Here is a 22,147-nt window from a genome sequence, read left to right as displayed (position 1 = left end):
CGGCTGCAATCGAGGTGGTGATGGAGTCGGTGTATCTGCTGGTCGCACTGGGCGCGATCGTCGCCGGATTCGTGCAGGGCCTGTCCGGCTTCGCCTTTGGCATGGTGGCGATGTCGTTCTGGGCATGGGGGCTGGAGCCGCGACTGGCGGCCACGCTGTCGGTGTTCGGCGCGCTGGTCGGCCAGCTGGTCGCGGTGTTCACCGTGCGCCGCGGATTCAACCTGCGCCTGCTGCTGCCGTTCGTGCTGGGCGGGTTGGCCGGCATTCCGCTGGGCGTGATGGTGTTGCCGCAGCTGGACATGGACTGGTTCAAGGCGCTGTTGGGCGGCTTCCTGGCGTTGTGGTGCCCGGTGATGCTGATGGTGCGCTCGTTGCCTCCGGTCCGCGTTGGCGGCCGTATCGGTGATGCGATTGCTGGCATGGCCGGTGGCGTGCTCAGCGGCATCGGCGGCTTCGCCGGGCCGGTGCCGACGTTGTGGAGCACGCTGCGCGGCTTCGGCAAGGACGAGCAGCGCGCGGTCATCCAGAACTTCAATCTGGCCATGCTGGCGGTGACCATGGCCACCTATGTCGGCAGTGGCCTGGTGAGCCGGCAGATGCTCCCGTACTTCGCCATCGTGGCGCCAGCCATGCTGGTGCCGACCCTGCTGGGCGCGCGCGTCTACATCGGCATCAGCGAGCTGCGCTTCAGGCAGGTCGTACTGGGCCTGCTGACCGCATCAGGCATTGCGTTGGTGGCCTCGTCGCTGCCGACGCTGCTGGCGCGCTGAGGGAGGAACGAAAAAGGGCGCCACGAGAGGCGCCCTTTGTCATCTATGGCATGTTCCGATTCAGCGCTGCTGGATCTTCGACAGCAGGCGCAGGAACTCCACATACAGCCAGACCAGGGTCACCATCAGGCCGAATGCGCCATACCATTCCATGTACTTCGGCGCGCGCTGGGCCACGCCGGTCTCGATGAAGTCGAAGTCCAGTACCAGGTTCAATGCGGCCACGACCACCACGAACAGGCTGAAAGCGATGCCCAGCCAGCTGGAGTCATGGATCACCGGCACGTTGATGTTGAAAAAGCCCAGCACGAACGATGCCAGGTAGAGCAGGGCGATGCCGCCGGTGGCGGCGACCACGCCCATCTTGAAGTTCTCGGTGGCCTTGATCACGCCGCTGCGGTACGCGACCAGGAGGGCGGCCAGGGTGCCGAAGGTCAGCAGTACGGCCTGGAACACGATACCCGGGTACTTCATGTTGAACAGCGCCGACACGGCGCCCAGGAACAGGCCTTCGACCAGCGCGTACATCGGCGCGGTGACCGGCGACCATTCCTTCTTGAAGATGGTGATCAACGCCAGCACCAGGCCGCCGATCGCCCCACCGATGGCGTACAGGCTCGCGCTGCCGGAAATCTGGCCGTACTCGTCGACCGCCTGGCTCCAGGCGAACGCCGCGGTCAGCACGGTCAACAACAGCAGGATGCCGGTCTTGTTGGCGGTGCCGTTGAGAGTCATCACCTGGTCGGGGCTGGTCACCACCGAGCCGCTGGCGAGGTCGAGGAAGGTCGACTCGGAAAGAGCCGGGTTGCCGCTGCGCATGCGTGTTCTCCGTGCGGATGAGGGGCTGGACGGCCATCCGGCCGATGACCGGGAGCATAGCTGATGGCTGCACGTGGTGCCGTGCCAGGCGTCGCGTTCGAGTCGCCCGCGTTGACAGTTCATGATGCGCTTGGCCACAATGACCAGCTCCCCGGGCCTGGCCCGAGGGGATTGCAAGACCGGGGTATAGCGCAGTCTGGTAGCGCGCCTGCTTTGGGAGCAGGATGTCGGGGGTTCGAATCCCTCTACCCCGACCAATCCCACATCACGTCGGATTGGACACCGTTCCGGTCCGGGCGCCCGTAGCTCAACTGGATAGAGCACCGGCCTTCTAAGCCGGCGGTTACAGGTTCGATTCCTGTCGGGCGCGCCATTTCACCCATCTCCTGCAGGTCCTGTTGTTACCGGCCTCTGCCTGGTCCTGCGCTGTGTTGGCGCGCATTCAATCTGGTCCGTCGTGGCCGATGCATAGTCGGCCTGCCCCATGCCGGGGTGACTGCGCTGAGCCATCCCTTGATGAACACCGTTGCGCGATCGCGCTGTCTGCTGCTGGCGATGGGCCTGGGGCTTGCCGTGCAGGCGTCCGCCAACGCCCCAGTGATTGCGGTCTACCGCGGCGAGGCCGGTTGCCCAGGGTGTTCGGAGGCCGTCGAACAGGCCATCCATCGTTCGCGTCCGGACTATCACGTGGTGTTCGTCGGCCCGGGCGAGGCCGTCGATGTCGATTCGCTGGCTACGTCGCGCTACCGGGCCTATGTGCAGCCGGGGGGCGGGCAGGACATCGACGCCGCGATGGCGGCGGTGGGCGAAGAGGGGGCGGCAGTCATCCGTCGTTTCGTCGATGCAGGTGGAACCTACATCGGCCTGTGCATGGGGGCCTACCTGGCCGGTGCATCGCATCTGGGCCTGTTGGCGCAGGACCTGGACGCCGAGGCCGGCAGGCCGGGATTCCCGGTGCAGGATGAAGACGATGCCGTGATTCCCGTCGTCTGGGACGGGCGCCGCCAGACGGTGTACTTCCAGGACGGTCCCTACCTGCCCAAGGCGCCACGCGACCAAGGGTTCAAGGTGATTTCCCGCTACACCAATGGCGACATTGCGGCTGCGTCGTATCGCCACGGGAAGGGCAGGGTGGTGCTGTCGGGACCCCATCCGGAAGCGCCGACGCAGTGGTTCAAGATGGCGGAAATCCCGCTTTCGCAGATGCCGTCGGCCGATCTGTTCAAGTCACTGCTGGATGAGGATCGGCGCTGAGGCGGGCGCGTGCGCAGCGCGACGCGGAATGGCGACCGGCACATCAATGTGAAGAAATGCTTGCAATTCCTTCGCGACTCCCGGAAAATGCCGGACTCGCTTCAGGGGACGGCCTTCTGGTCCCACCCGGTCGCAACGCATCAGGTTCCACTGCTGGCAGCATCGGCAGGGGAGCAGAAGTTTCAGTGGTGGCTGTAGCTCAGTTGGTTAGAGTACCGGATTGTGATTCCGGTGGTCGGGGGTTCGAATCCCCTCAGCCACCCCACTGTTTCAACCGTATCGGCGCCGCCGGAGCGGTATTGCAATAAACAGAATGCACGCTACAATGTGTGTCTGAGTTTCACGGGCCGTTAGCTCAGTTGGTAGAGCAGTTGACTCTTAATCAATAGGTCCAAGGTTCGAATCCTTGACGGCCCACCAAGACAGAAGCCACCTGGTACGCCAGGTGGCTTTTTTCTTATAAGTGTGAACCCGTCATTTCGATGGATCACGCGCTGAAGCGCTCCGCCTGGCGGGGTTCTGCAGCGGCAGCGGGACTGCAGCGCTTGTTTCAACGATGTTGAAAAAAGTGCTTGCACCCACCGAGCGGATCGGGTCATAATTCGCGCCCCGATTTCGGGCTGTTAGCTCAGTTGGTAGAGCAGTTGACTCTTAATCAATAGGTCCAAGGTTCGAATCCTTGACAGCCCACCAGACGAAAGCCACTTGGTTCGCCAAGTGGCTTTTTTCTTGCCTGTTTGCCGGGTTGCGCTTCATCCACGCATGGCGTGGATCTACTGAAGCGGTGCTGAAACCAGGGGCATGTGCGTCATCAGTGTTCTCAATGCTGTGCGCTGCTTCTCACCGCATTGCCTCTTTCATCGCACCCAATGGATCTTCCGCGCCGAGGGCGCATGTGAGAAGGAAGAAGCTGATGACCGATATCAACCGACTGTGCCGGATGGCGTGGGTTCCTTTCGCGTTGCTGGCGCTGATGGCCTGCGCACCTGGCAGTGACCCGGCGAAGACGGTCGAGCGCGATGCGGGCACCGGGGCCGTTCCGGCGCGCCCGATCGCAGGAGTCGCGCAGCCGGCATCGCTGGTGGAGGGTGGGGCCGCCAGCGAGGCTGTGGACCTGCGTCGCACCGATGATGGTGGCGTGGACATCCGCAAGGTGGATGCGGCTGGGCAGGGCGCTGACGCATCTGCGCCCCCTGCCGCGGCGAAACACTGAGTGGCTGCCGTCCCGAACGGTCGCCTGACTTTCGGGACGGCCTTTGGCGCGGACGATGTGCCCGCCTGTCATGTTCAGTTTTGTGCAGGCCTTCCGATTCCAGCCGGCGCCTGCGACAATGAACGCCTGTGCCGGCCAAGCGAAAGTGGCGGAATTGGTAGACGCCCTGGATTTAGGTTCCAGTGAGGGTGACCTCGTGCGGGTTCGAGTCCCGCCTTTCGCACCATCTGGCCGAGCACAGATTGCCTAAGTGATTGAAAAATAAGCTGGCGACGGTCAGTTGTCCTATTGGATTCCCGCTTTGGCAATTGATCCCTGTCTCGGAACGTCACCTGTTCCGTTCGAGGCGGCTGGGAGGCGGAACTGCTCCAGTGCAGACATGCCTTGGAGCGATTGCTCGGCCAGTACCTTCGCGTAGACCGCTGAGGTGGTCTGGATGTCGCGGTGTCCGAGCCACTCCTGCACGAGCTTGATGTTGCCGGTCGCCAGCAGCAGCCGAGTGGCGCACGTATGGCGGAGCGCATGCGGTACGCACTCCTTCTCGGAAGCGAGATGTGTCCCCTTGATGGCCCATTGCCACAGCCGGTCGGCGCGCGTGCGATTGAGCATCGTGAAGGGGCCGTCCGATGTGGCCGCCAGGGCGTCCTTGCGCCGCTGTAGAACCTCGGCGACACGGGCGGTGCAGGGTAGGGTGCGGGGACGCCCCTTCTTGAGCGTAGCGTGCCGCCAGAAGCGGACGTGGAGCCTTCCGCCCTGATCGACTACTTCGGACCACCGGATGCCGATGGCCTGGCTCATGCGGCAGCCCAGGTCGGCGAGGCACACGAACAGGTCGCGGTAGTCCGCCCCGTCGCGCACCCGTGGGTGCCCTCCGGCAGGGCCGTTCGGGAGCGTGTCCCACTCCAGCAGCCGCGCCAGGATCAATTCCTCGTCCTCAACGTTCAGGACGAACGTGCGTGCGTTGTCCCTCTCGTCGGCCAAGCTGTACTCGGGCAGCTCTCCCAAGAACCGGCCGGCCTTCCTCTCGCGTTTCAGTAGGGCAAGGAGGCACTGCATCTTGCGGTTCACGGTGGCGGGAGCCGCCTTGTCGGCGAGCATGCGCTGCGCCATGTCGTTGACCGCGGCCTGCGTGATGTCGTTGATGGGCGTTTCCTCGCCCAGGTAGCTCTGGACCACCTTGCAGTTGGTACGCACGGTGTCGATGGACCGGAGCTTGCCCCAAAAGTTGCGGTCGTCCAGCGCGTCGTCCATCGCGTCCTTGAGGGTGCGCTGGCGGACCTTGGCCTTCGCCACGGCCATCTGCACCGACCGGGACTTGCCCCGAATCAGCTCCCGCAGCGCGTCCTCTGCAATCTCGGGGTCGTCGCGCAGGGCGTCGAGGACCGCCTGCTCCTTGCGCTCGGCTGCCACGCGGTCGCGGGTGCCGGTGGACAAGCGCACGCGCCGGTATCCCTCCTGCACGTCGAGCATGTAGTAGCGCTTATCGGGCGCACCCGGCTTGGGCGCGGTCCCTTTGAGGCGAAGGGCCATGTGTATCTCCAGAAATGAAAAAGGCCCGCACTAGGCGGGCCTCGGGGCACAACGGGGTGTTGGGGGTTAGGCGGCTGCGACGCGCGCCGTCACCTTGCGGTTGACACGTTCTGCGAGCGAAGCCAGCCAGTGCAGCGCCTTGGTCGTCGGGAAGATCAGGTTGCGCTTGCGGTAGGCGGGATCAGGGCGCTGCTCTAGGAAGTCAGGCCCCGGCTCGCGGTTACGCTTGATAGACGACAGGTCGAGCACATTGCGGCTCACTGCGGAGGGAGAGAGTCCGCCGAGGACGCGCTCAAGGTCCACCTGCTGAATGCCCGGCTCGTCCACAACGGCGAGTAGGGTGAGGATGCGGGTGGCGGTGATGTCCTCGTCGATCTCTTCCCGGAAGGCTGACAGTGCGGTTGTGAGAATGGCCGTCAGTTCTTTCTGCGAGAGATTCATGGTGCGCTCATTTTCCGTAAGGGGATGGTTCCCCCTTGGGAAACCATCAGGGTCTATCTTGGAGCCGCAATGTAAGGATTACAAGGCCCAAGCCAATGTTGATGGCATTCTTGCCAATTTTGTCCATCCAGAAACCACGCTGCCAAGGCGTGGGGGAGGGGTCGATTCCGATCTCATATCCAAAGGCTTTCACGAACAGGTCCAGGTACTTCTGCCCTGCGAAGGGGCCGTCCTGTCCCCTGCTCACGGCGTTGTAATGCGCCGCCACCCCCGGCTGCGCTCCACAAAAAGGTCTTACGTTTCAGTGTTTTAAGAACGGTAGTGCCAGCATCGCCGCCAGGGTCACAATGGCCCCGACCACGGATGCAAAAAACAGTCCTTGCCCTACGCGGACTACCGCGCTGGCTATTGTCCGTCTCACCGTACTCATAGACTGAGAACGCCCCCCTGGTCGTCTGCGGATGCGCAGCCCGACAGCATGACGCTGCCGTCGGGCAGACTACAGGCCACAATGATGGCGCGTCCGTAGGAATCAAGTACCACGGGAGAGATTGATCCCGACTGGTGCAGTGAAGTCATGGCCGCGGGGTCTCCGTTGGGGCCGCGGGTGGGACCGGATACGACACCCGCCAGCCACAGTCCTCGGGGACGACCGAGAACTGGACGCGCTCGTTGAGTAGGCCGAGCATCGCGCGGAGAGCGCCGCGCTTCTCGTTATGGTCGAAATTGATGGTCCGAATCATTCGGGCACCTCGTAGGTCCGTTCATGCAGGACCAAAACCTCCCGCTCGAATACCAAGAACGGGCCGAACTGGTGGACGCGGAGGGCCACGTTGACGATCACCAGGGTCGAGTTTGCGGTGAAATCTGCGTTACGCATATGTAAGTCTCCTGTTATGCAAGTGCTACAAATGGAACAATGAGTGCCAAATATCGAGATTGGCCTTATGATTAGGGCTGAAGGGCGTGATAGCCACTCCCGACCCCAAGGACCGTTCGATGATTGACCCCCGCTTAGAAGTCGCCATTACGGCCCTTCACCTAGTCGTATGGGTGTGGACTAGCTCGGTGCCGGCGCATCGCACATACCTGTATTGGCGCAGGGTCTTGCGGAAGCGGCGTTAGCGGCTCCAGAAGTAGAAGCCGCTCACCTCAAACGCGTCACCGTTGAGCCGAATGTCGCGGCCATAGCTCTCGTAGTCGAAGTAGCGGGAGAGGGCGTCGGGCACGCCGTGGAGAAGCCCCGATTCGTCCACATAGTTCTCGGCAAAGTCGGCCCAGCTATCGAACTGGCCCACGTAGGCTTCGTGGAACTGCTCCACGGTCACATCGTCGAGGCCCTCGTGGTCGCAGAAGGCCGTGTAGGCAGCGCGTTCGGTGTCGTTGTGCAACTCGTCCAGCCGCTCTTGCAATGCGCACAGCTTGTCCAGGTCGGGGTGCTCGCCCCAGGTATCCCCGAACACGTCGTCGTAGTCGTGGACGGCCCACTCCTCGGCGCTGGCGACCTTGCCGCTTCCGCCACACGCCGTGCATTCCGCCCCGCCGAATACTCGGGGGACGTATGTGGTTCCAGTACCGCCGCAATCCGGGCAATCAACGGTCACGTTCGGGTGCGGCGACTCGCGCAGGATGCGGGCAATCTCATCGCGCACGTCGTCGGCGTCGCGTCCCTCCAAGTCGATCCACTCGCCGTGCAGGACGCCAGCGTTATATGAGGCAAGGCAGGCAACGTAGATTTGCATGGTGTGCTCCAGAAATGCGAAGGCCCGCACTAGGCGGGCCTCGGGATCAGGGGTGGTTATCGGTCAGTGCGCCCAATCGGGCTTGACGTTCAGCAGGTAGGCGGCGGCCACTGCGCGGGCGGTGTCCTCGTCGGCCACGTCGGCAATCCACCACCAGCGGTCCTTACCGGCCCAGCGGTAGACGCCCCAAAACTGCGCGGCCATCGGTGCGCAAGGCTCGACGCTCCCGTCGAACTCTTGGCGGGGACCGTAGGAGACCGATCGGTCGCCCAGGGTGACCAGCTTGTCACCGGCAGGTACAGCCAGCTCGTTGTCATTGCTCATTGCGACAGGCCCTTTGCGTGTTCGATGGCGCGATCCAGTGCGCCGGGGATGTTGTGAAAAATGCCGTGGCGTGTCGAGTGGGTGAGGCCGATTTTGTAGACCTCAAAATGGTTCGGCCCCTTGCGCAGCACCCATGCCTTTTCGGTCTCGAACAAGATGTCCTCCTCGCGGTAGCTCATCGCGCGGCTCCCATGCCCTCGGCGATCCATGCGCGGGCCTGCTGCTCGGCGCGGGCCACGCCATCGGCGGTCTCGTGGTTGATGCCGTTCCTCGACAGCCACCCGCCCAGCGGGTCGGCGATGTCGTAGGCCCAAACGCCGCTCCACTGCTCGCCGACCTCCTGCCAGAGGCGGTGCAGCATGCGCGCCACCTCGACAAGAAATTCGGAGTCCTCAATGCCCAGCGGCGCGGTGCTCATCGGCTCGGGCCACGTCCACCCGCTCGCCAGCTGCGCGAGGTCGATGGGGTCGAAGTCGGTATCCCTGATTGCGCGGTTGACCACGGTGGCGAACTCCTCGGCTTGCTGCGGCGTCATCGCGGTCGCCGCCAGTTGTTCGTGATAGCGCCCCGGCTGTGCCAGGAACACGTTGCGGGTTCCGTAGGTGCGCAGTTCCATCACAGCACCCCCAGCCCGCGCAGCACCGGCATCACCAGCGCGTTGGTCTCGTCGTTGTCGCTCCAGTCGCTCGCGGCGTCGTCCCCGTTCTCCCAAATCAGGAGCACAAACCCCGCCTTTGTTGCGTCCGGGCGGTAGAACCGCAGGTGATCGTGGTCGGTAGAGGCGAGGGCCTCCAACACTTCTTGCCGGTCGCGGCTGTGCCGCACCGTGGTTTCTTCGCCGTCGTAGACGCCGAGCGAGTAACCAGCGGCGAGGGCGGCATCCACCAGCGCCACGGCTATGCGCTTCGCGCTCTCGGGGGCGTAGTTGTCGAGGTTCATGGCTTTCTCCGGGCAACAAAAAAGCCGCCTTGCGGCGGCTGATGGGTTCGGGTTAAGCGCGGAGCGCGTCGCTGCACAGGGCTTCCGGGTATGACGAGTCGCGCATTGGCATGACGATCAAAGACGCGCACCTGATGCTCGGATCGGTGATGCCGCCAATACCGAACATGGCCGCCACGTCGCCGCCAGTCACCGGAATCAGTGAAGTGGCCTTGCCGCCGAATGCCTTGCAAATTACACCGGCCGCCTTCACTACGCCTTCGAGGACGGCAGGCGCGAATCCGGACAGCTTGAGTTCGTTCGGCTTGGACACCGCAGCACGCCAGTCCGGGTAGGTTCCATCAACGGCAGCAAACTCAATGGCCTGGCCTCCGCGCTCCGCCTTGAACCGGCTGGCATCGCCCACGGCGCTGAAATAGACATCGCCCTTCATCTTGGCGACCAGCTCGCACGCATTGCGCGGCACGATGATCTTGCCAATGTCCCACGGCAGGCTGGTACGCACCACAAGCATGCGGTGGCCGTCTGTAGCAACGATGATCGCACCATCGGCGTGCGACTCAATCAGCACGCCATTCAAGTAGAAGCGAACGTCATTCTTGGGGGCCACATGCAGAGCGGCGGCGATCAGGGCGGAAGGAATTTTGTTCATAGCTTTCTCCGGGCAACAAAAAAGCCGCCTTGCGGCGGCTTCGGGGGATTGGGGTAGGGCGCTGTTAGAGGAACAGCTTGGTCAGCGTGACGATGCCAGCCACAAAGGCCGTGGCGACCACCAGCGGATACCACCGGGTCTCCATCATCAGCTTGTCGCTCTCGCGGTTGATCTTGCGAATCTCAGCGGTGAGCTTGCGCACTTGCAAGTCCTCCAGTGGTCCATTGGTGCTCATGGTAGCTCCAAAAAAGACCCGCCGTCACACGTCGGCGGGGTGTGGAAAACCGGGTTGACGAAAGGGGATCAGATGACAACGGGGGATGGACAAGGCGCAACTTGGGTGCGGTTCTTGTGTGCCTGGCGCTCCCGCTCGTTGAGTCGGGCGCGGTGCTCGCGGATGCCGCGGCGGATGCAACCGGCCACGTAGTAGTCGCGGGCGGTCATATCAAACGGGATCATCGTCATGGGTTGCTCTCCAGTGAATCGGACCACCAAAACGCCCCATCACAACGGTAGGGGCGCTTTGGCGGTCAGACTCATGCTCGTAAGGCATGGAATCTGACCGTCGCCAGCTTCCGGGAGCGCCTCCAGCTCGCCTAGGAATCCCGTACAGATGGCCCCGCTCTTTCTGGCGGTGACCCGGTATCCGTGGCGGCCTTCATCGGCCCTTACACTTCCCGGCGCGGCTAGTGTTCCCAGCTCCCCGCGTTCTGCCGTGGGCGGCGCTCCTGCCTGCCCCTTTCCTACTGTCCCGACCGCACCCTGCGGCCGTTGTTCGATGGTGGGCATTATGCCCTTTTGCTCCCGGTTTGTCAATCACTCCCGGTAGGGGGATGGTTGAGCCGGACGTTACCTGCGGTGCGCTTAGGGGCCTTTGGGGCTAGTCCTCAGTGCTGGCGGGATAAGCTCTAGGTGCTGTCGATCCATCGGTCGCACGTCTGTCGCCGCCTTTTCCGCTGCCGCCGTGTTGCTGGCGACGGGTATAGATTAGATCAATCCCCGCATGGCTGTCAATACCCCGATGGCAACGATTTTGGATGGTCGCAGGGAGCGCCTAGCGCGCGCGTGGGGAGCTTCTATAGGCGGGGCGGTAGGGGTGCCCGTGGCGGGCCTTGCGTGGGCCGTGGTGGCGCATTGGCTGGCCGTGGTGGGCGGCAGGTGGGCATAGGCCGGGCAGGGTGTGCCGAGGTGGTCGGCAGGTGTGCCGAGGTGGTGCCGAGGTGGGCGCGTGGCGGTCAGGGCAAAAAGACAGATAGGGACAGACAGGGGCGCGAACGTTTGAGCGCGGATGTCCGCAGGTTGCCCAGGTATCGCATGGGATTGCCTAGGCACTGGATACCTAATCCGGTGGTTCACCTTTGGAATCAGTAGGTTAGCCGAGGTGGTGACGCCGCAGGTGACGCGAAGGGGGCGCATCGTGCCTTACGCTACAGGGGGCGACCCCCTACGGGGGGTGATCGCGCCGTTCCAAGTAGTTGGATACTCCTTCGGAAATTTGCCGCAAACCTTTCGACCACCTCTGTCACTTCGAGGAGACGTTATGTACGCCCGCCGATACACGATAAGAACCGCTACCGCGATCACCGTCCTGGCCTTAGTGCTCGCAGGACTCCCTGCCGCGTACTTTCAGACCGGCGTAAGGAGCGCTGAGGAGTTGCGTTCCTGGAACGAGCAGATCATCGAGAACGACGCCTCGCCGCAGGTGTTGGTTGATGAGGCGGTGCGGACGTTTGACGCCGCGACGAATGACCTCATCAGCAACCGCAATTCCCGCAACCTGTTTCTCCAGCTCGCTTTGGGCATCCCGGCGCTCGCTTGGATTGGTGCGGGCGTGGTGCTATGGGTCATCAAGGATGGGACGGAGGTCTAGTCCGCCGCAGTGGCACCCAAGGAGGACAGAGGAACACCCCAGGAGTGCATAGGAGAACTGTAGCTCTACTTGATGGTGAATACCAATGAATAGAACTCTATAGTCCTGCTAGAGTAATACTTAGGTCTTACTATGATAGCACCCTTGTCAAGCCCTCCCAGTGCTCCGTGGTCGAATAAACTTAGCGGTTGGCATAGACATTACAACGAGCATCTATGGCATCGCTCAATACCCTCCTCATTCGCTTGGCGGCGCTGGTCACTGTCCTCTCGCTGGTCTGTGCTGGAGTGCCCGCCGCATATCAGCACGCGAAGCTTCGAGCAGCACGGGAGCTGGTCGAACGTACCCGCGAGGTCATAAACGATGACACGACCTCGTACAGCGTGGTGGCCGATGCGGTGCCAATTCTGGATTCTGCACTGACTGAGGCCGCGCAGCACGAGCACATGAGAGGCCTACTCGTGGAATTCACGATTGGCGTCCCGCTGATCGTTTGGTTTGTCGTCTTGGCTGTAATGTGGTGGTTCAAGGATGAAGAATTGGCGTGATAGCTGAACTGTTCACTTTCAGGTAGAGTCGTTTCCTGTCTTTTAACTGGCCGTCGTGTACGGTACGAACCGTTTGGGGAACGTAGGCGTGGGAGAACGCGCGATGGCTACGGATGCATACAGCCAGGGTCGGCTCGGCTCGTTGTTGGTCATGGAAGATGATCCTGACCTCTCAGGGATGTTGAAGGAAATCCTGGCGATGCAGGGTTACGAGGTCGATGTGGTCGCCTCCGCTGCCGATGCATTCGACCGCATAGAGGCGAAAGCATTTCACGCGGCGATCTTAGACATCCAGACGCAGGACGGAGCATCAATGTCCGTCGCCGATTACCTGCTGTCGCACCGAATTCCCTACATGTTCGCGTCCGGGGTGCCGAACCCGCAGCTCCCTGACGCTCACCAGTGGGCGACCTTTCTCCCGAAGCCGTACCGCATCAAAGAACTCATGAGCGCCCTTGATAGGACTCGCCAAATCGGCATTCCTGTTTAGGCGCGTCCATGCGCCAGTAGTTCAGGTCCGGCGTTTTAGGAAACGCTTTGTAACCGTGTCGTAGGTCTGCACCGGAGGACCGCTGTAGAGGTCCGTCGAGCAGGCCATGAGGACTGCTTCGGTCGCGTTGTGGCCTGCCTTCATGGCGGCCAGGGCAATCGCACCACCACTACCGGCGACGAGGAAGTCGCGCCGGAGGTCGAGAGGGAGACCGTCGTGGTAGAAGGCCACCGGGTTGTCCCGCAGGCCGACCACGAGGATCGTGTACTCGCCCTTGGTCAGTTCGTCGAATCCCTCCGACAGCTCGCGCACGGCTCGCTGGATGTGGGAAGTGGTGCCCGCGCCGAACACCACCAGGTCGCGCCCGGTGGTGTCGGTGGTGCGGTAGAACTTCTCCTCCTCGTACCGCAGATCACCAGCGGTGACCTGCGAGTCGATAGCAACGAGCCGGCCGTCAAAGGCCAGCGTGGTCACTGCTTGATGTGCTCCCGCCAGTAGCTCGGGGTGAACGCAGCCCACTCGATGTCGTTCACGTCATCCCACAGGCGCTCCGCGGCATTCCGCAGGTGCTCCCACAGGCCGCCGAGGACGACGTAGGGCAGCGCCAGGAACACGACGACGAACAGCCAGCCGGTGTAGGTGCGACGGGAGGTCTCGCGCAGGCGCTCCAGGAGCCACTGCGAGGCGAGGGCAATGCGTAGCGCTACGTACCCCTTAGCGCGCTCGTAGGCGCGCACCAGGCGCTCGCTGGCGCGGTTGTAGATGGTCTTGAAGTTCATGGGTTCCGGTTAGGTGTTGCGGATGGTTGCCAGGGCCTTCGCGTAGAGCGCGTCCCAGGTGTCACGGTGCGGCTTGCCCGGCCGCCAGTTGCGGACGTAGTAGTCCCATGCGGCCTGGGGGTTACCCAGGGCGGGCAGCGGACGCGGATCGGTGAACAGCAGCAGGCGAGCGAACGCACAGGCGAGCACGTCGTCGGAGGCGAGCGCCTCGTTGACCGCAGCGGTCGAGGGACGCTCCAGACGCGCGGAGACGAGCTGTGAGGCGCGTGCGGAGGTCGCCGGGTGACGGAGTACACCTGCGGTGCCGCCGCCCGCCTCGAACTGCCAGAAGCCGCGTGCGGGGCCTTTGATCTGCCTGCGGTGCTCGAAGCGAGATTCCTGGAGACCAATGGCGAGCAGCATGACCTTCGCTTCGGGAGTGAAGGCCACGCCGGGGAGCAGCCGGGCCGCCGCGGGGATCAGGTTGTCCCTGACCTCCACGAGGCTCGGCAGCTTTGCGTCGGTCATACCGGCGCGTAGGGGTTCGACTGGCCGCCCTGGGTGTGGCAGCAGGGAGCGTGGTTGCAGTCGCACGGCGTTACCGGCGCGGGTGCGCTCGGGCCGTCGTTGTCGTCGTCGTTCTTGCGGCGCAGGAACAGGTACAGCAGGCCAGCGGCGGCGAGCGCCATCAGCCACGCAGCGAGCGTGTTGGACATTGGGTCTCCTACAGGATGTCGAGGTAGTTGTCGGGTGACGGCATGCGGCCGGTCACGGACTGGATGAAGGAGGCGTACTCGCGGTCGAGCAGCTCCTCCAGGTAGCGCTGCTCCTCCTTGGACACGTCTCGGGAGAGCTGGTCGGCCCAATACTTCACGGCCATCGCCAGCGCTTCGAGGCGGTCGTCGTGGCGCAGTGCGCCGCGGTCGCGCGTGATGCGCGTCAGCTGGTAGCACAGCTGGTACTTCTGTTCGGACTTCTGATCGGCGCGGATGATCGAGGCATCGACCACCAGGCGGTGCTGGTTCAGCACCGGCTCCAGCACGTCGATGATTCGGTTCTCCTTCGAGGTGCCGTAGTGCTTCACCTCCTCGATGGAGCACGGGTACACGCGCGCCAGGACGCCGGAGAGCATCTTGGCGAACATGCCGTCACCGAAGTTCGCCTCAATGAGGACTGCGGAGACCTTCTCGGCGCGCGCGATGTGCGCCAGGGTCTCCAGCGTGTCGTCGTCGTAGCCGCCCTTGGTCGCACCAGCGCGGCGCGCGTAGAGCATGCCGCGAAGCATGCCGACGACCGCGTAGCCGGTTTCGTCGCCACCTCGGCCCGAGGGGTCGATGGCGAGTACCTTGCCGGTAAACTCCTCCATTTCCGAGGCGAGGTACATGGGCCGGTACAGGCGGTCGCCAGTGAAGCCCACGGACGGGATGTCGCTGACGATGTACTCCGGGCCGCTGCTGTAGACCACGCGGATCGGAGCGACCTCGCGGTCCACGTCCATCACGATCAGGTCGGACAGCTTGAGCGGGTACTTCTCGGCGTCGGACAGCGACGCATCGAGCATGAACTGGAGCATGAAGCCGGAGCGTCCGTAGGACGCCTCGCGCTCCATCAAGTCCTCATCGGAGAAGCGGACGCTCTCGCAGTTCTTCCAGGCGAGCTTGGGGTTCGCGTCGAACGCATCGGCGATCATCGGCGCGAGGCGGTCGCCGTACACCTGACGGTGCTTGGTGTCCTTCGGGTAGCGCGCAGGCCAGATGCGGATGACGTAGCCGCGCTCGGGCAGCTTGTTGTAGAGCGACTCCTCGGTCTGCGGAGTGCCGAGGTAGATGATCTCGCCGCCAGGCTTGAGCACCGCGTCGAACTCCTTGACCAGCTCGGCGAGCTTCTCGCGCTGCACGACGGTCATGGAGTTCTTTGGGACTTCGATGTCGTCCGCGATGATGGTGTCGGCGCGGGAGCCGGTGAGCTGGCCGTTGATGCCGACCGACTTCACCGAGGGCGACTGATCGGGCTGCGCGGGACCGACATCGAACGCCAGGTTCGAGTTGCGCTGGTCGGGACGCGGGCGCAGGTGTTGCAGCTCAGGCAGGGTTTCGATCAGGCGCTTGACGAACACCGAGAACGCATCGGCGCGTTCCTTCGATGCCGAGACCACCATGATCTTGTGCTGGGGGTCTTTCCAGAGGAGCCAGCAGACGTAGGCGGCCGTCACCCAGGACTTGCCGACGCCGCGGTACGCCATGATGACGCGACGGCGCGGGCCGGTTTTCAGGAACTCGCAGATGTCGTACTGGATCGGAGTGGGGCTTGGTAGCCCCAGCTCCTTCCAGACGTACCAGGCGAAGTTGCGGAAGTCCTCGAAAGGGTGACGAACGTGGAGGCTCGTCATGCCCTCCATCAGTTCAGCCGCCCATCCTCAGCGGGATCGAACGGGAACTCGGACACCTTGTCGGCCAGCTTGCCCAGCGGTGAGCCGGGCGGCGTGGCCGCAACGTCGATGCCGTTGTCCTTGAGAAACTGCCGGGCCACGTTGAGGATCGAGGCCAGGCCCTTCGCGTCCGACTCCATCGAGTCGATGGTGTCGGCGAGCTTGTCAGCGACTGCGGCGTGCAGTCGCTCCAAGGCATCCTTGGGGGCGGTCACTTGTTGACGACGCGGTTCAGTACGGTCTCCAGCGCGGACGTGCCGAGCGACGCCAGGATGCACGCGAGCGCGACCTGGGCGACGAAGGAGACGCCGGGGATGAAAATGACGATGGCACCAGCGGCAAGGCCGGTAGCGCCAGAGAGGATTGCGCGGCCGAGCGCCTGCTTCCAGGTGATCGGATCGTTCGACGTGAGCATCTTTGCGATGCCCACGATGAGGCCGACGCCCGCGAGAGCGCCGACCAGCTTCACTTCATCGTGCATTAGGTCTCTTGTAGGTGGTGGATGCGTTAGAGCGGACGACCGAAGCTGTACTCGTAGTTGCCGGTCAGGGTGATCTGCGTGACGCCATCGGTGACGACGACTGTGAACTGCCCCATGCGGGAGGTGTTCCGCCCAGAGGCGGTCACAGTGCCACCGAGGCCGCTGCCGGAGATCGACGCGCCGCCTGTGACGGAGCGGGAGACCACGGAGTAGTTGCCGGTGCCGCCCGAGCAATAAACGCTGAACGACTCGCTGACCGTGCCGTTGGTGGACTGAGGCCAGTTACCCATCAGGTAGCTCGGCGACAGCGATGCTTGGAACGGCGTCGCCTTGACCGCGTTGTAGAACTGCGAGGCGTAGATCGGGCCGCTCGTGGGGACGCCGTAGTTGGCCGGAACGTCGGGCACCAATCCACGTCCTCGGTAATACTGGTCCGCGTAGATCGGGTAGCCGCCGCCAAACTCGGCGCGGATCATTTCCCAGGAGATAGGGCCGGAGCCGGGGAGGGCCATCAGGCACCTCCCCCAAGGTCCGCGACGCGCTTACGCAGCGCCTGCACCTCAGCGATAAGGAAGGGAATAGCCTTCTCCCACTGGATCGTCTTGATGCCGTTTGCGTGCGTGGCGACCATCAACGAGTAGACCTCCTCGGCCTCCTGCGCGATGCCGCCGACCTCGTGATCCGCGCTCGGGTGGAACGTGGGATTCAGCTCGGCGATTGCCTTGGCATCCCAATCGAACTCGCGTACACGGAAGCGGTCGAAGAAGTCGGCCACCTTGGAGGCCGAGGCGTCCACGATGTTCTTCTTTAGACGCGCATCGGACGCATAGGCGACGATGTTGCCCGTGGCGACCCAATTGTTGCTGCCGTCGCGGTAGGCGCACCACGAGAAGGCGTTGCTGGCGAGGAAGCCGTGGTTGTTGTCGTTGCAATGGAGCCAGTGCGTGGTCCCGTTGTCGGAGTCGTAACAGGTGATGGTTGGCGAGTAGCTCTCCAAACGGAGGTCGCCACCGCTACCGCCTGGGCCAGCGATAAGGAATCCCTTGCCGCCGTAGGTGCGAACCCAGGTGCTGTCCTGCATCCAGATGCCGCCGCCGTGCGCTTCCGAGTACCAGCCGGTGCCGGACTGCTGGGAGCGGAACCAGCCAGCGTTGAGGTAAATCTGATCGCCGACCGTCAGGCGGCCCGCAATGTTCGCAGCACCGTTCCAGTACAGGTTGTACCAGCTGTTCGTGTTCACGCGGGTGATCGAGCAAACGTCATCGCCAGCGCCGTTCGTTCCGTGGATGTACGCGGTTCCCGCTGCACCCATGCCGGTCAACCGCAGCGGCGCGCCATAGGCCAGAGTGACCTGCCCGGTGAAGGTTGCGCCACCCAGGCTCGCCTTGCCGTCCAGTGCGGACTGGAGGCCGCTGACGTTTGCGATGGTGTGCGTGTGACCGGCGTCGGCCTTTCCTGCCGGGTTGAAGTTCGCCGAGGTCCAGACGGTGCCGCCAGCGTTGAGGGACGCGACGCCACCCGTGCCATCGCCGAATCGGAACTCCAGCGAGTTCGCAGCTGGCGGCACGTACACATAGCGATCCAGCGACCCCAGGTACATGACGCCGGACGTGGCCTCGCCGCCAAATCCCTGCACACGAATCTGCCCGGAGGCGAACGTCTTGACGCCACCGATGGACTGATCGTCGGTCACGTTGACGACGTTGGCGATCTCGGCGGCGGTATGCGTGTGGCCGATTGCCGACTTCCCGTCGAGCGCCGCTTGCAGCCCGGTTACGTTTGCGATGGTGTGCGAGTGGGACGCCGCCGCTTTGCCGTCGAGCGCGGACTGGAGGCCGGTCACGTTGGCGATGGTGTGCGTGTGCGTCGCCGCCGCCTTGCCGTCGAGCGCCGTCTGCGTCGCGGTGCTGATCGGCTTGTCGAGGTCGGCGGTATTGTCCACCTTGTCGAGGCCGACCTGCGCCTTGGTGTGCGTGTGGGTGCTCGGCGGGTAGGTCGTCGGCTTCCCGGTGACGTGGGTGTTGAAGTCCACGTCGTCGCGGGTCGCCAGCGCGCCCAGGCCGCCGATGTCGCCAGCCACGAGGGTCACGTCGCCCTGCTTACCGGCGACGCTGGTGACCTGATCGGTGTTGTCGATCTTCTCCCAGGTAGCGCCGTAGAGCGCCTGGTCGCCGACTCGCCAGTGGATGTCGCCCACAGTGCCTTCGCCGACCACCTTGTAGAAGTGACCCTTCACCGGGTTGGCCGGGAACGCACCAGTGCCGGCATCCCACGATCCCATGTAGACCAGCGAGCCAGTGACGGCAGCCTGCGCCTGGGCGGCCCAATGCTTCGCCGAGAACTCGCCCGGCGAGACCTCGGTGCCCTGCGGCGCGTTCGCGTACAGGCCAGCCTTGTCGCGGGCAGCCTCGGCAGCGGCCTTGGCCGACGATGCGGTCTGCGCCGAGATCGAGGCGGCAGACGCCGAGCCGGACGCAGCGGAGGCATGACCGGCTGCGGTGGTCGCCGAGCCAGCAGCCTCGCCAGCCTTGGTCGCCGCGGCGGACGCCTGGGCTTCCGCCCGGTTGGCCTGGGTGGTCGCCTGAGTGACCGAGGTCGCTGCGGCGGTCGCGCTGTCGGCGGCTGCGGCAGCCGATGCTGCGGCAGCGGTGGCGTCAGCTTCCGCGCGGTCGGCCGCGTCGGTCGCATAGCCCAGGATGGTCTGCGCCTGATCCCGTGACGTGGCGGCAGCAGTCGCCGCTGCTTGCGCGTCGGAACGCGCCTGACCCGCTGCGGTGGCCGACGTGCCCGCCTGGCTTGCGGAGCCAGCCGAAGCCAGCGCCGAGGTGGCCGAGGCCGTCGCCGAAGCGGCGGCGTCCACTGCGGAGCTTGCCGCCTCGGTCGCGCTGTCGGAAGCCTCGGCCGCCTTGGCAGCAGCGAAGGTCGCCGCGTCGGCGGTGGCCTGCACGTCGTCGTCGATGCTCGCGGCGGATTCCGCAGCGCGCACGGCGGATGCTTCGGCAGCGTCGGCGAAGCCAGAGGCGTCATCTGCGGACGCCTGCGCGGCGTTCGCCATGCCGGTTGCCACGGACACCAGGTCGCGCACCTGCACGACCGAGCCGGTCAGCTCGTCGGTCAGCCCGGCCACGTCCTTCTGGAGCTGCGGGAACGAGAGGAGGGTGTGGTTGTTGCCCAGGCCGTCCGTCACGACGACGGTGCCTTCCTCCTGAGTCAGCAGCGCGATCATCTGATTCTCGCGCCGGTTCCAGCGGTCTACCAGCGTCGAGAGGCGCGAGGCCAGCTCGGCGTTGGAGACGTAGCCGGGGGTAGTGCTCATGCGGTGCTTGGGTTCTCTCTGAGGGTTATCGGATGCCGAAGGCGAAGCCGCCAATCGACGTGATGAGGTAGTTCGGGTAGGCCGGGGCGTCGTAGCCGTGGACCTGCGGAGGCGGGCTGGATGCGCGGCACCGCACGCGGAATGCGCGGGCACCGCCTGTCCATGCGCCGGACGCCGAGAGCGTCACCGACTGCTCGTAGGTGTAGAAGTTGGACGCGGTGAAGGTGTTGCCGTCGCCGCCCATCTGCTGAATCAACGCGCGGTACATCGGCGGCTCGTGCGAGGCGATGACGACCCACACAGAGTCGCGCAGCTCCTCCAAGATGACGTGCAGCCCGTAGACGCGCGTGTTCGCGGTGACGGTCACCGACACGGAGGGCGTATGACCCTCGCCAGCCAGCACCGGAGCGCCGAGCCAGAACTCGTGGATCGCCACCCAATCGCCGAGCGGGATGAAGTTGTTGCCCGCCTGGTAGCAGAGGCTCGTTGCCCCGGTCCACCACACGCCGGTCGCCGACTGGAACTGCCCAACGATGTTGGGAGCATTGACGCGGCCTCGGAAGAACGCGCCGCCGTTGCGGTCCACGTAGAACACCGCGTTGTTGGCGTTCTTCGCGCCGGAGCCGACCCACAGGGGCCAGTCGCCGAGGTTGGAGATTTCCACGCGGAACTCGGCAGCGTTGACGATGTTGCCGTTGCCGTCGAGGGTGTGGGTCTTGAACGTGCCGCCGTTGATCGTGCCTGCGTTTGCCGTGAGCGCGGCCAGGGAGTTCACCCTGATCTTGTCCGCAGTGATCGTCCCGTCCACCACCAGCGCACCCTGGATGCCCACGGTGGACTGGCCGCCGACAGTGCCGATCACGAACGGATACTTGATGCTCGCCAAGGTGCCGCCCGAGGTGTACTGCGGGTGGACGAAGGCGAAGCGATCCGCGGTGACGATGAAGTCGCTGCCGGTCTGCGGGTTGGCGGAGAGGGCGATACCGGCGACCACGGGGACGCCGTTGATGGTGCCCGCGTTGATCTTGACCGAGTAGTTGGCCTGCCACTGACCGTACATGCCGGAGTGCTGCCCGGCGACCACGTTGAACTCCTGCCGGATGGTGGCGAAGTCGCCGTCCTTGAACGCCTGGACCTGCGTGGCCGCGATGGCCTGTGCCTGCTCGGCGGTGATCTTGGTGGTGTTGAGCTGCTGCACCAGCGCGCCGGTCGGAGAGGTGACATCCAGGTCGGCCTTGCGCCAGCCGGTGCCATCCCAAATCTGCGTCAGGTACGCGCCGGTCTGCACGGTCTTGACCCAAAAGGTCGGAACCTTGAAGCCGCCAGCGGGCGGGGAGGGCTGCGCGTCCGAGAAGATCGTCGGCGCGGTGCTGGTCTCCAGCGTGGATACCTGGGAAGCCAGGGCTTCGCGCGCGGACGCTTCGGTGTCGATGCGCTGCTCGAAGGCGGCCGAAACCGCCGACACCTGGCCGTCGATCTCATTGGCAATCCCCTGCGGCACGTTCGCGCCGTAGCTGGCCGCCATCTGCTGTCGGAATGCCGTGTTGGCACCCTCGGCGTCCGTCAGGGCTTCGGTGGTCTCGGCCAGGCCAGCGATGTTCTCGCCGTGGCGGACTACTGCCGTCTCAACGTCGGACACGCGGGCCTTGGTTGCGTCAACCTCGGCCATGACCGCGGTGCGGACCTGCGCCGCGCTGTCCTCGATCTCTGCGCCGAGGCGCTGCTCGGTGGCCGCACGCGCCGCTTCGGTGGTGCTCTCCACCTCGTCGATGCGCTGGTTGAGCGCTGCGGAGATCGTCTTGCCGTTCTCGACCACCTGGCCTTGCAGCTCGGTGATCGCCTCGACGCGCGCGGAGCGCTCGTCAGCGATGGCGCGATTGACCTCCAGGAATCGTGCCTGGCTACTTTGCTCGCCGTAGTCCACCCGCGCGAACAGGTCGATGATCTGCTGCGCGATGACCTTGTTGCCTTCGGTCAGCAGTCCGATCTCGTGGGTGGCCGTGCTGATCTTGTCGCCATAGTCGCGCTGCACGTCGAAGAACTCGTGCGAGCGCATGATTTCCTCCAGGATCGCCTCGGCGTTCACGTCGATAAGGTCGATGCGGGTCAGCAGGTCTTGCAGTGCTGGCGAGCGGAGGAGCTGCTCGATGATTGCGTTGAGGTCCGGGTCGCCACCGGGGTTACCGGGGCCGCCACCGGGGAGGCCGCTGCCACCACCGAACTCGGCGAGTTCCTGGTGTGCGTACAGCAGTTGGCGGAACGACTTGGACAAGTCGCGCGCCGGGAGGTTTGCGCCTTCCTTGTAGTTGACCAGGAGGGCGTCAATCGGCGTGAATCGCCGGATGGTCACAGTGTAGGGTGCGTCGAGCACGCCATCCTGCGACGGAATCTCGATGGTGCTGGCGTCCACCCACGACACGGAGACAGCGCGGGCCGCGTCCGGTTCACCGACGAACGCCCGGATGTGTTCGCGGGCGATGTACGGGAACGGCACGGTGAACCGCGTAGGGCCTCCCTCGTAGGTGTAGAGCACGAAGGAAAGGCCGCGCGATAGTTCGATCATGCGTCCTCA

At 64.3% G+C, this 22,147-nt stretch carries 28 protein-coding genes and 6 tRNA genes; 12 read left to right on the top strand and 22 right to left on the bottom strand.

Features of this window, described 5'->3' with window-relative positions:
* The first annotated feature begins 20 nt into the window (after positions 1-20).
* Complete coding sequence (locus tag AC5P60_RS11200; RefSeq protein WP_164207826.1) at positions 21-770, top strand: sulfite exporter TauE/SafE family protein; 750 nt, start codon at positions 21-23, stop codon at positions 768-770.
* Between the two features lie 60 nt (positions 771-830).
* Here AC5P60_RS11200 and AC5P60_RS11195 read toward each other — a convergent pair whose 3' ends face one another.
* Complete coding sequence (locus tag AC5P60_RS11195; RefSeq protein ID WP_005408265.1) at positions 831-1,589, bottom strand: Bax inhibitor-1/YccA family protein; 759 nt, start codon at positions 1,587-1,589, stop codon at positions 831-833.
* Positions 1,590-1,769: 180 nt separating this feature from the next.
* On the opposite strand from AC5P60_RS11195, the gene AC5P60_RS11190 reads away from it, so the two are divergent.
* The 8 genes from AC5P60_RS11190 to AC5P60_RS11155 all read left to right on the top strand — a co-directional run bounded on the left by AC5P60_RS11190 (position 1,770) and on the right by AC5P60_RS11155 (position 4,282).
* Positions 1,770-1,846, top strand: a tRNA-Pro gene (locus AC5P60_RS11190).
* A gap of 39 nt (positions 1,847-1,885) precedes the next feature.
* A tRNA-Arg gene (locus tag AC5P60_RS11185) sits at positions 1,886-1,962 on the top strand.
* A 143-nt stretch (positions 1,963-2,105) separates the two neighbouring features.
* Entirely contained in the window at positions 2,106-2,843 is a 738-nt protein-coding gene (locus tag AC5P60_RS11180; RefSeq protein ID WP_005408266.1) for a BPL-N domain-containing protein, read from the top strand.
* A 188-nt stretch (positions 2,844-3,031) separates the two neighbouring features.
* Positions 3,032-3,108, top strand: a tRNA-His gene (locus AC5P60_RS11175).
* A gap of 79 nt (positions 3,109-3,187) precedes the next feature.
* Positions 3,188-3,263 (top strand) — tRNA-Lys (locus AC5P60_RS11170).
* Positions 3,264-3,460: 197 nt separating this feature from the next.
* Positions 3,461-3,536, top strand: a tRNA-Lys gene (locus AC5P60_RS11165).
* A gap of 220 nt (positions 3,537-3,756) precedes the next feature.
* Positions 3,757-4,056, top strand: a complete 300-nt coding sequence (locus AC5P60_RS11160) for a hypothetical protein (RefSeq protein ID WP_483693518.1) — start codon at positions 3,757-3,759, stop codon at positions 4,054-4,056.
* A gap of 139 nt (positions 4,057-4,195) precedes the next feature.
* Positions 4,196-4,282 (top strand) — tRNA-Leu (locus tag AC5P60_RS11155).
* 59 nt (positions 4,283-4,341) lie between these two features.
* Here AC5P60_RS11155 and AC5P60_RS11150 read toward each other — a convergent pair.
* The 11 genes from AC5P60_RS11150 to AC5P60_RS11100 all read right to left on the bottom strand — a co-directional run bounded on the left by AC5P60_RS11150 (position 4,342) and on the right by AC5P60_RS11100 (position 10,149).
* Positions 4,342-5,586 carry a tyrosine-type recombinase/integrase gene (locus AC5P60_RS11150; RefSeq protein WP_049417433.1) on the bottom strand — a complete coding sequence of 415 codons (1,245 nt, stop codon included), beginning with the start codon at positions 5,584-5,586 and terminating at the stop codon, positions 4,342-4,344.
* 66 nt (positions 5,587-5,652) lie between these two features.
* Complete coding sequence (locus AC5P60_RS11145) at positions 5,653-6,027, bottom strand: winged helix DNA-binding protein (protein WP_005412378.1); 375 nt, start codon at positions 6,025-6,027, stop codon at positions 5,653-5,655.
* Between the two features lie 739 nt (positions 6,028-6,766).
* Positions 6,767-6,907, bottom strand: a complete 141-nt coding sequence (locus AC5P60_RS11140) for a hypothetical protein (protein ID WP_005412379.1) — start codon at positions 6,905-6,907, stop codon at positions 6,767-6,769.
* A gap of 241 nt (positions 6,908-7,148) precedes the next feature.
* Positions 7,149-7,769: an antirestriction protein ArdA gene (locus tag AC5P60_RS11135; protein ID WP_032961789.1), complete on the bottom strand. Its 621-nt coding sequence runs from the start codon at positions 7,767-7,769 to the stop codon at positions 7,149-7,151.
* Between the two features lie 63 nt (positions 7,770-7,832).
* The gene (locus AC5P60_RS11130; protein ID WP_032961791.1) at positions 7,833-8,093 is read right to left on the bottom strand and encodes a hypothetical protein; all 261 of its coding nucleotides are present in this window, start codon (positions 8,091-8,093) and stop codon (positions 7,833-7,835) included.
* A complete protein-coding gene (locus AC5P60_RS11125; RefSeq protein ID WP_032961794.1) occupies positions 8,090-8,272 on the bottom strand; it encodes a hypothetical protein in 183 nt (60 codons plus the stop codon). The genes AC5P60_RS11130 and AC5P60_RS11125 overlap by 4 nt, the downstream gene beginning before the upstream one ends.
* Positions 8,269-8,709 (bottom strand): hypothetical protein, encoded by a 441-nt coding sequence (locus tag AC5P60_RS11120; protein WP_005412383.1) that lies wholly within the window; start codon positions 8,707-8,709, stop codon positions 8,269-8,271. Before AC5P60_RS11120 ends, AC5P60_RS11125 begins: the two co-directional genes overlap by 4 nt.
* The gene (locus AC5P60_RS11115) at positions 8,709-9,032 is read right to left on the bottom strand and encodes a hypothetical protein (protein ID WP_005412384.1); all 324 of its coding nucleotides are present in this window, start codon (positions 9,030-9,032) and stop codon (positions 8,709-8,711) included. The genes AC5P60_RS11120 and AC5P60_RS11115 overlap by 1 nt, the downstream gene beginning before the upstream one ends.
* Positions 9,033-9,084: 52 nt before the next feature.
* Positions 9,085-9,684 (bottom strand): DNA polymerase III subunit beta family protein, encoded by a 600-nt coding sequence (locus tag AC5P60_RS11110; RefSeq protein ID WP_005412385.1) that lies wholly within the window; start codon positions 9,682-9,684, stop codon positions 9,085-9,087.
* Between the two features lie 64 nt (positions 9,685-9,748).
* A complete protein-coding gene (locus AC5P60_RS11105) occupies positions 9,749-9,919 on the bottom strand; it encodes a hypothetical protein (RefSeq protein WP_004154558.1) in 171 nt (56 codons plus the stop codon).
* 68 nt (positions 9,920-9,987) lie between these two features.
* Positions 9,988-10,149 carry a hypothetical protein gene (locus tag AC5P60_RS11100; RefSeq protein WP_154267699.1) on the bottom strand — a complete coding sequence of 54 codons (162 nt, stop codon included), beginning with the start codon at positions 10,147-10,149 and terminating at the stop codon, positions 9,988-9,990.
* A gap of 1,075 nt (positions 10,150-11,224) precedes the next feature.
* Here AC5P60_RS11100 and AC5P60_RS11095 point away from each other — a divergent pair.
* The 3 genes from AC5P60_RS11095 to AC5P60_RS11085 all read left to right on the top strand — a co-directional run bounded on the left by AC5P60_RS11095 (position 11,225) and on the right by AC5P60_RS11085 (position 12,592).
* Entirely contained in the window at positions 11,225-11,554 is a 330-nt protein-coding gene (locus tag AC5P60_RS11095) for a hypothetical protein (RefSeq protein WP_032961796.1), read from the top strand.
* Between the two features lie 215 nt (positions 11,555-11,769).
* Complete coding sequence (locus tag AC5P60_RS11090) at positions 11,770-12,102, top strand: hypothetical protein (RefSeq protein WP_043033726.1); 333 nt, start codon at positions 11,770-11,772, stop codon at positions 12,100-12,102.
* A gap of 88 nt (positions 12,103-12,190) precedes the next feature.
* Entirely contained in the window at positions 12,191-12,592 is a 402-nt protein-coding gene (locus AC5P60_RS11085) for a response regulator (protein WP_125899042.1), read from the top strand.
* A 21-nt stretch (positions 12,593-12,613) separates the two neighbouring features.
* Here AC5P60_RS11085 and AC5P60_RS11080 read toward each other — a convergent pair whose 3' ends face one another.
* From AC5P60_RS11080 to AC5P60_RS11035, 10 genes are read right to left on the bottom strand one after another with little or no spacing between them, the layout of a single operon-like run.
* Positions 12,614-13,066: a hypothetical protein gene (locus AC5P60_RS11080; RefSeq protein WP_005412387.1), complete on the bottom strand. Its 453-nt coding sequence runs from the start codon at positions 13,064-13,066 to the stop codon at positions 12,614-12,616.
* A complete protein-coding gene (locus AC5P60_RS11075) occupies positions 13,063-13,371 on the bottom strand; it encodes a hypothetical protein (protein ID WP_005412388.1) in 309 nt (102 codons plus the stop codon). Before AC5P60_RS11075 ends, AC5P60_RS11080 begins: the two co-directional genes overlap by 4 nt.
* A 9-nt stretch (positions 13,372-13,380) precedes the next feature.
* Positions 13,381-13,878: a hypothetical protein gene (locus tag AC5P60_RS11070; RefSeq protein WP_065426719.1), complete on the bottom strand. Its 498-nt coding sequence runs from the start codon at positions 13,876-13,878 to the stop codon at positions 13,381-13,383.
* Positions 13,875-14,066 carry an LPXTG cell wall anchor domain-containing protein gene (locus tag AC5P60_RS11065; protein WP_005412390.1) on the bottom strand — a complete coding sequence of 64 codons (192 nt, stop codon included), beginning with the start codon at positions 14,064-14,066 and terminating at the stop codon, positions 13,875-13,877. Before AC5P60_RS11065 ends, AC5P60_RS11070 begins: the two co-directional genes overlap by 4 nt.
* Before the next feature lie 8 nt (positions 14,067-14,074).
* The gene (gene terL, locus AC5P60_RS11060; protein ID WP_032961836.1) at positions 14,075-15,739 is read right to left on the bottom strand and encodes a phage terminase large subunit; all 1,665 of its coding nucleotides are present in this window, start codon (positions 15,737-15,739) and stop codon (positions 14,075-14,077) included.
* 8 nt (positions 15,740-15,747) lie between these two features.
* Complete coding sequence (locus AC5P60_RS11055; RefSeq protein ID WP_032961803.1) at positions 15,748-15,993, bottom strand: DNA packaging protein; 246 nt, start codon at positions 15,991-15,993, stop codon at positions 15,748-15,750.
* Complete coding sequence (locus AC5P60_RS11050; protein WP_005412393.1) at positions 15,990-16,259, bottom strand: phage holin family protein; 270 nt, start codon at positions 16,257-16,259, stop codon at positions 15,990-15,992. The genes AC5P60_RS11055 and AC5P60_RS11050 overlap by 4 nt, the downstream gene beginning before the upstream one ends.
* A gap of 26 nt (positions 16,260-16,285) precedes the next feature.
* Entirely contained in the window at positions 16,286-16,771 is a 486-nt protein-coding gene (locus AC5P60_RS11045) for a hypothetical protein (protein ID WP_126411773.1), read from the bottom strand.
* The gene (locus AC5P60_RS11040; RefSeq protein ID WP_049427184.1) at positions 16,771-19,575 is read right to left on the bottom strand and encodes a tail fiber domain-containing protein; all 2,805 of its coding nucleotides are present in this window, start codon (positions 19,573-19,575) and stop codon (positions 16,771-16,773) included. Before AC5P60_RS11040 ends, AC5P60_RS11045 begins: the two co-directional genes overlap by 1 nt.
* A 25-nt stretch (positions 19,576-19,600) precedes the next feature.
* On the bottom strand, positions 19,601-22,138 hold the full coding sequence (locus AC5P60_RS11035) for a phage tail fiber domain-containing protein (RefSeq protein ID WP_005412396.1): 2,538 nt from the start codon (positions 22,136-22,138) through the stop codon (positions 19,601-19,603).
* Positions 22,139-22,147: the final 9 nt, after the last annotated feature.

Source organism: Stenotrophomonas sp. YJH_SMC_120 (assembly GCF_059368675.1).
Note: the sequence above shows the minus strand (reverse complement) of the source record. Positions and strands in the feature narration are given on the sequence as shown.